8 protein-coding genes are annotated in these 6374 nt (G+C 70.9%); 6 read left to right on the forward strand and 2 right to left on the reverse strand.

What is annotated here, in order from left to right:
* The first annotated feature begins 61 nt into the window (after positions 1-61).
* Both ABEA10_RS29855 and ABEA10_RS29860 read left to right on the forward strand, forming a co-directional pair.
* Positions 62-1117 (forward strand): hypothetical protein, encoded by a 1056-nt coding sequence (locus tag ABEA10_RS29855; RefSeq protein WP_345469546.1) that lies wholly within the window; start codon positions 62-64, stop codon positions 1115-1117.
* A gap of 323 nt (positions 1118-1440) precedes the next feature.
* The gene (locus tag ABEA10_RS29860) at positions 1441-1767 is read left to right on the forward strand and encodes a hypothetical protein (protein WP_345469547.1); all 327 of its coding nucleotides are present in this window, start codon (positions 1441-1443) and stop codon (positions 1765-1767) included.
* A 154-nt stretch (positions 1768-1921) separates the two neighbouring features.
* Here ABEA10_RS29860 and ABEA10_RS29865 read toward each other — a convergent pair whose 3' ends face one another.
* Both ABEA10_RS29865 and ABEA10_RS29870 read right to left on the reverse strand, forming a co-directional pair.
* On the reverse strand, positions 1922-2662 hold the full coding sequence (locus ABEA10_RS29865; RefSeq protein WP_345469549.1) for an SAM-dependent methyltransferase: 741 nt from the start codon (positions 2660-2662) through the stop codon (positions 1922-1924).
* Positions 2613-3392, reverse strand: coding sequence for an SAM-dependent methyltransferase (locus tag ABEA10_RS29870; protein ID WP_345469551.1), 780 nt, complete (start codon positions 3390-3392; stop codon positions 2613-2615). Before ABEA10_RS29870 ends, ABEA10_RS29865 begins: the two co-directional genes overlap by 50 nt.
* Before the next feature lie 324 nt (positions 3393-3716).
* Here ABEA10_RS29870 and ABEA10_RS29875 point away from each other — a divergent pair, with 324 nt between their 5' ends.
* From ABEA10_RS29875 to ABEA10_RS29890, 4 genes are all read left to right on the forward strand, one after another.
* Positions 3717-4076: a DUF805 domain-containing protein gene (locus tag ABEA10_RS29875; RefSeq protein WP_345469553.1), complete on the forward strand. Its 360-nt coding sequence runs from the start codon at positions 3717-3719 to the stop codon at positions 4074-4076.
* Positions 4077-4239: 163 nt separating this feature from the next.
* Positions 4240-4974: a PIG-L deacetylase family protein gene (locus ABEA10_RS29880; protein WP_345469555.1), complete on the forward strand. Its 735-nt coding sequence runs from the start codon at positions 4240-4242 to the stop codon at positions 4972-4974.
* A gap of 220 nt (positions 4975-5194) precedes the next feature.
* Complete coding sequence (locus ABEA10_RS29885; RefSeq protein WP_345469557.1) at positions 5195-5683, forward strand: RNA polymerase sigma factor; 489 nt, start codon at positions 5195-5197, stop codon at positions 5681-5683.
* Positions 5680-6291 (forward strand): methylated-DNA--[protein]-cysteine S-methyltransferase, encoded by a 612-nt coding sequence (locus ABEA10_RS29890; RefSeq protein ID WP_345469559.1) that lies wholly within the window; start codon positions 5680-5682, stop codon positions 6289-6291. Before ABEA10_RS29885 ends, ABEA10_RS29890 begins: the two co-directional genes overlap by 4 nt.
* Positions 6292-6374: the final 83 nt, after the last annotated feature.

Here is a 6374-nt window from a genome sequence, read left to right on the forward strand (position 1 = left end):
CGGCGGGGCGGCACGTCCTACGCTCATTGATCACGGCGAGTCCGGCAGCGGGGAGGACGCCATGGGCATCACGGCCTCCGATGTGATCACCTCCATGCCGAGCGTGTGGGGCGCCACGGACGCCGCGAGCGCCGCGAGCGTCTACCCGCTCGCGGCGTTCGTCGCGGTGCCGCTCGCCGCGGTCGTGTCGGATCCCGCGCAGATGTGGCATGCCGGCAAGCGGTACGGCACGGTCGCCGAGCACATCCGGACGGCGAGCTCGGAGATCTCGCAGGCCGTGGACCGGCACGCCTCCGCGGACCACTGGAGGGAAAAGGGCAGGGACGCCTTCGTCGCCAACCGGGTCAAGCCCTACCAGGACACGCTCGACCAGGCCGCGAAGATGTACGACAACGTGCATGACACCCTCCTCGGGTGCGCGGTCGGCTACACGATGGCGGGCCTGGCGTCGGCGGTCATCGGGGCGGCGGTCCTCAACTACGTCGCGAGCCTGCTCGCGGCCGCCGCCGTGCCCGGCGCGAACGTGGCCACGACCTTCGTGGCCAACGAACGGATGCTCAATGCGTCCCAGGTGGTCCGGGATCTGATCAGCGGTCTGGCGAAGGTCAACGACGTGGCCGGGTCGATCATCGGCCGCATCACCGCGGAGATCAAGGCCCTGCCCGCTCTCACCGGGGCCGGCGCGGGCCTGAGCGGGTACTACATCGGCGCCCGGGCAGAGCCGGCCTTCGAGAAGACCCAGACCACGCTGCACTGGCCCCGGCGGCTCAAGCCCGGCGAGGCCCTGCCCACCGGCTACCGCGCCGCCAGCGCGGCCGACCAGGACGCGATCAAAAAGATCGACCCGGCGTCGATCACGGCCCTGGGCCGGGACCTGGACCGCGGCGCCGCCAAGACACTCGCCGACGCGTACGACCAGGCGCAGGGGAACGACGTGGGCTACCCCGGCTTCGGCCTGGTCGGCCTCCACCTGGCCCACGCCCACAGCGTCATGCGCGAACACGCGGCGCAGCAGCTCGCCGCCTGCCGCGACACTCCGGGCGCCTGGCTGCCCGGGCTGCGGACGAACGCCGGCAACTGGGTCTTCGCCGAACAGGCGAACGTGGCCGCCATCTAGTACGGCAAGTGACGGACGCGAGAACAGCGGGTAAGGGAATGAGCGACCGGCCCTGCGGACGCCCTTCCGCGGAGCGCCGGTTTTCCGCCTCTTCGTGCGGGCGACGGCGATATCACCCGTCAGACCAGGCCTGCTACCTGGCCATATTCTAGGTTCGCGACAGAACCATTAGTTGGCGTAACCGATGACGCCGCGGCGCGCTTTTGCGGGATATAGCGGACCGCAATTCTCGGCCTTGGGTTGAATATTCGTTGGGCTTGCCATTCCGTCGCACGCGGGTAGAGAGCCGTTGGTCAGTACGGACCACATCATCAGGGGGATCCATGAAATCGACTCGGTCCACTGTGGCGGGCCTTCTCGTCGGGCCGGCCATCGTCGCGGGGGCGCTCGCGGGCGCCGCGCAGGCCGCCGAAGCGGCGACGCCCGCCGGGCACACCTCCGCCGTCCCCGCCGGCCACACCGGATGGCCGGGCTGGGACCACGACCACGACCACGGCTGGGACCGCTGGGGCCACCACCGCGACCCGCGCTGGGACCCGCGCAACGGCAACCGCTACGACCCGCGGTGGGGCTACTACCGCCACGACCCGCGCTGGGGGTACTACCGGTACGACCCGCGGGTCGGCCGCTACCACTGGGACCACCGCTGAGCGGGAACCACCGGTGACGCGCGGATCCGGGGCCCTGCCCCGGGTCCGCGGGTCCGCCTACCGCCGGTCCGTCCGCCGTCGTCTGCGACCGGCGGCCGGACGGACCGTGGCGCGAGAGGACCGTGACGCGGGAGGACCGTGACGCGGGAGAACCTCAGCTCTTGCGGCCGACCCCTCCGTACAGCCACCCGGTGGCGTCCGGCGCCGGGTCCTGCGGGTCCGGCCGCCACACGTCCAGCGTCACCAGGCCCGGGTCGACCAGGTCGAACCCGTCGAAGAAACGGCCGATCTCCTCCCGGTCGCGGAAGTAGATCGGCGTGGGCGTCGTCGCGTACACCGCCTCGATCTGCGCGACGGCGTCCGCCGACTTGCCGTCGGTCGTGACGTGGGTCGCCGTCAGGTGGCTGCCGGGTGCGAGTGCGTCGCGCAGGCGGCCCATGACCGCCGACCGCTCCTCCACGGTCAGGAAATGGACCATGGCGATCATCAGCACCCCGACCGGCTCGTCGAAGTCGATCAGCTTCCGCGTCTTCGGGTGCTCGAGCACCTCTTCCGGGCGATGCATGTCGGCCGTCGCCACCGTGGTGTTGTCGTCGGCGGCCAGCAGCGCGCGGCCGTGAGCGAGCACCACCGGATCGTTGTCGACGTACACCACCCGGGCGTCCGGGTTGATCTCCTGCGCGATCTCATGGGTGTTGCCCACCGTCGGCAGACCCGAGCCGATGTCGATGAACTGCCGGATCCCCTGCCGCGCCATGTACCGCACCGCGCGCCGCAGGAACGCGCGGTTCTCCTGTGCCAGCTGCCGGATCTCGGGCATCGCCTCGGCGACGCGGTCGACCGCCTCACGGTCCACCCGGTAATTGTCCTTGCCCCCCAGGTAGTAGTCGTACATCCGCGCGACACTCGGTCGGCTGACGTCGATCTGAGGGATCGTGGGATCGCTCTGCTGTCCGATGGGAATGCCTCCGTCCAAGCCATGCCGGCGGCCGGTCGCGCCGACACGATACCTCCCCGCCGCAGTAAATGATCTTAGTCGGAGAAGCGACGGACGTACGAGAAGTTCTGGCAGACACTGACGCGAATCGCCGGCCCGACGAGAACGTGCCGCGGCACGCCGGGCTGACCTCCTCGTGGCTACGGAAGGAGACCGGCGTCGGCGTCGTCGCGTACACCGCCTCGATGTCCGCAGCGGCCTCCGCGGACTTACCGTCGGCAGTGCCATGTGTCGCCGACAGGTGACTGCCGGGTGCGAGCGCGTCGCGCAGGCGGCCCATGCCCGCCGGACGCTCCTCCACGGTCAGGAAATGGACCATGGCGATCATCAGCACCCCGACCGGCTCGTTGAAATCGATCAGCTTCCGCGTCTTCGGGTGCTCGAGCACCTCTTCCGGGCGATGCATGTCGGCCGTCGCCACCGTGGTGTTGTCGTCGGCGGCCAGCAGCGCGCGGCCGTGAGCGAGCACCACCGGATCGTTGTCGACGTACACCACCCGGGCGTCCGGGTTGATCTCCTGCGCGATCTCATGGGTGTTGCCCACCGTCGGCAGACCCGAGCCGATGTCGATGAACTGCCGGATCTCGGGCATCGCCTCGGCGACGCGGTCGACCGCCTCACGGTCCACCCGGTAATTGTCCTTGCCGCCCAGGTAACAACGGACGTACGGGCGGAATCTGGCAGACGCTGACGCGAATCAAGGGCGTGGCGCGGGCGCACGGGGGGGATCGCCAAGGCGGCGGCCGGCACCAGCCCGGCGCCGGATCACCTTATTCCGCCACACCGGGCCGTACGGTCCGGATCATTACGGCGGGCCACCAGGAAGATCGAATGAAATCCGCCGACTTTCCCGGCGAATCTCACTGGCCACCGCACATTATTCGATTTACCCTGTTTTTGCTCTCGCGGAAACCTGGGGGTTGAACGCGACGCGGGGCAGAAGGGGAATGCCGTGAACTGGTACTTGGCGGTACTCAAGAACTACGCGGGTTTCAGCGGCCGGGCGCGCCGCACCGAATACTGGATGTTCGTCCTCGTCAACTTCGTCATCTCGGTCGTGCTGAACATCCTCGCGACCTGGGTCAGGGCGTTCAGCATCATCGACCTGCTCTACGCTCTCGCGGTGCTGATCCCCGCCATCGCGGTGGGCGTGCGCCGCCTGCACGACACCGGCCGGACCGGATGGTGGCTGCTGATCGGCCTCATTCCCATCATCGGCACGATCATCCTGCTCGTCTTCCTGGTCACCGACGGCCAGCCGGGCGACAACCAATACGGGCCGAATCCCAAGTACGCCACGGCCGTGGCCTGAACCGGCCACCCAGTGAACCCGAGGCCCGGGAGAAGTCTCTTCTCCCGGGCCTCACCTTTTCCTCCCCGCGCATTCCCTGCTCCGCGAACGAGAATTCACCGCCGGCCCGAAAACGTGCCGCGGCGAGCCGGGTGGTTCCCGCCGCCGAGTAGGGTCGGCGGACATGAGTCATCCGAGTGACCGGCTGGACACGGTCGACGAGTCATGGTCGCGTGCGCTGGCCGTGGTCGCGCACCCCGACGACCTGGAGTACGGGACCGCCGCAGCCGTGGCCCGCTGGACGCGCCAGGGCAAGAAGGTCGTGTACTGCCTGGCCACGAGTGGCGAGGCGGGCATCGACGCGATCGAGCCCGAAGAGGCCGGGCCTTTGCGCGAGGCCGAGGAACGCGCGGGCGCGGCGCTGGTCGGCGTCGACGAGGTCGAGTTCCTCGGTCATCCCGACGGCGTGATCGAGTACGGCCTGGACCTGCGGCGTGACATCGCCCGTGCCGTACGGCGGCACCGGCCCGACGTGGTGATCACCGGCAACCACCACGACACGTGGGCGCCCGGCGCGCCCAACCAGGCCGACCACATCGCGGTGGGCCGCGCGGTCATCGACGGGGTGCGCGACGCCGCGAACCGGTGGGTGTTCCGCGAACTGCTCGACGAAGGCCTGCCGCCGTGGCGCGCCGGGCGGGTGCTCGTGGCCTCCAGCCCGCTGGCGGCGCACGGCGTGGACGTCACCGACACCTTCGCCGACGGGGTCGCGTCCCTGCGGGCGCACGCGGAGTACCTGCGGGGGCTCGGCGAGAACGCGATGGCCGACCCGGAGGAGTTCCTCGCATCGATCGCCGGTCCGGCCGGAACCCGGCTCGGCGCCCGCTACGGCGTCGCGTTCGAGGTCATCGACCTCTGAGAGCCGGACTCCCTCGTCACGGCACGGGTAGCGACACGGGTATTAATCCCGGTGTCCCCCGCCGGTGCCGGAGGGAAGGTGGTGTCACCGGCCAGGCCGCGACGGGATCCCCCCGGCGGACGCCGGGGCCGCCAGCGCCCTCCCCCCATCCTGCCGGCCCCGGCGCCCGCCGCTCTCGATCTCACGTTTCCGCGCCGTCGGGCGTCTGCAGGATGTGACCATGCGACCGTTCGAGCAGATCGTGACCGAGTACGGCCCGATGGTGCTGCGCGTCTGCCGGGCCGTGCTCGGGCCGGCAGACGCCGATGACGCCTGGTCCGAGACTTTCGTCGCGGCGATGAGGGCCTATCCCGGACTCCCCGCCGATGCGAACGTCGAGGCCTGGCTCGTGACGATCGCCCACCGCAAGGCGATCGACGTCACCCGCGCCGCCGCGCGCCGGCCCACGCCCGTCGAGACCCTGCCGGAACACCCCAGCCGTACGGGCCGGCCGGAGGACTGGGACGGCGACCTGTGGCAGGCGTTGCGCGGCCTGCCCGCCAAACAGCGCCAGGCGGTGGCGTACCACTATCTCGCCGGGCTGCCGTACAAGGAGATCGCCGGCCTGCTCGGCGGAAGCACGGACGCCGCGCGCAGGGCCGCCGCCGACGGCCTGAAGACCCTGCGCTCCACCTACCCGGCCACCGACCAGGAGGAGATGGCTCCATGAACACCGCATCCGACCCGCGGCACCCGCTCTCGGCGCTGCCCGTGGAGGACCGGCCCGCGCTGGCCCGTCTGCACGACCGTCTCGCGGACCGGGCCGAGCGCGAGGGGATCCTCGACGTCGCGTACCGCACGCTGGACACACCGGTCGGCACGCTCCTGCTCGCCGCCACCGCACGGGGGCTGGTGCGGGTGGCCTTCGCCGTCCAGGACCACGACGCGGCGCTGCGGCTGCTCGCCGACCAGGTCAGCCCCCGCGTCCTCCACGCGCCCGTACGCCTGGACGAGGTGAGCCGGCAGATCGAGGAGTACTTCACCGGCCGGCGAACCGGGTTCGATCTGCCGCTCGACTGGCGGCTGTCCCGGGGTTTCCGGCGCGATGTGCTGGCCCACCTGCCGGACATCGGCTACGGCCGCACCGAGACGTACGCCCAGGTGGCGGCGGCCACCGGCCGCCCGCGCGCGGTGCGGGCGGTGGGCACCGCGTGCGCCACCAACCCGCTGCCGATCGTCGTGCCCTGCCACCGGGTGGTGCGTTCCGACGGCACGCCCGGCGGCTACGCGGGCGGCCCCGAGGCCAAGCGCGCCCTGCTGACCCTCGAGACCGGCTGAGCGCCGGACACTGAGGGCCGCCCCTGACGTTGTGGGACTTAGAAGTCCATGCCGCCCGCGTCGGGAGCGGCCGGGGCCTTCTC

This window comes from Actinoallomurus oryzae, from assembly GCF_039541955.1.
Lineage (GTDB): Bacteria > Actinomycetota > Actinomycetes > Streptosporangiales > Streptosporangiaceae > Actinoallomurus > Actinoallomurus oryzae.

Bases quoted from the DNA above. Each gene is read 5' to 3' on its own strand.
- ABEA10_RS29855 (WP_345469546.1), top strand. From the start codon at position 62: ATGGGCATCACGGCCTCCGATGTGATCACCTCCATGCCGAGCGTGTGG.
- ABEA10_RS29860 (WP_345469547.1), top strand. From the start codon at position 1,441: ATGAAATCGACTCGGTCCACTGTGGCGGGCCTTCTCGTCGGGCCGGCC.
- ABEA10_RS29865 (WP_345469549.1), bottom strand. From the start codon at position 2,662: ATGTACGACTACTACCTGGGGGGCAAGGACAATTACCGGGTGGACCGT.
- ABEA10_RS29880 (WP_345469555.1), top strand. From the start codon at position 4,240: ATGAGTCATCCGAGTGACCGGCTGGACACGGTCGACGAGTCATGGTCG.
- ABEA10_RS29885 (WP_345469557.1), top strand. From the start codon at position 5,195: ATGCGACCGTTCGAGCAGATCGTGACCGAGTACGGCCCGATGGTGCTG.
- ABEA10_RS29890 (WP_345469559.1), top strand. From the start codon at position 5,680: ATGAACACCGCATCCGACCCGCGGCACCCGCTCTCGGCGCTGCCCGTG.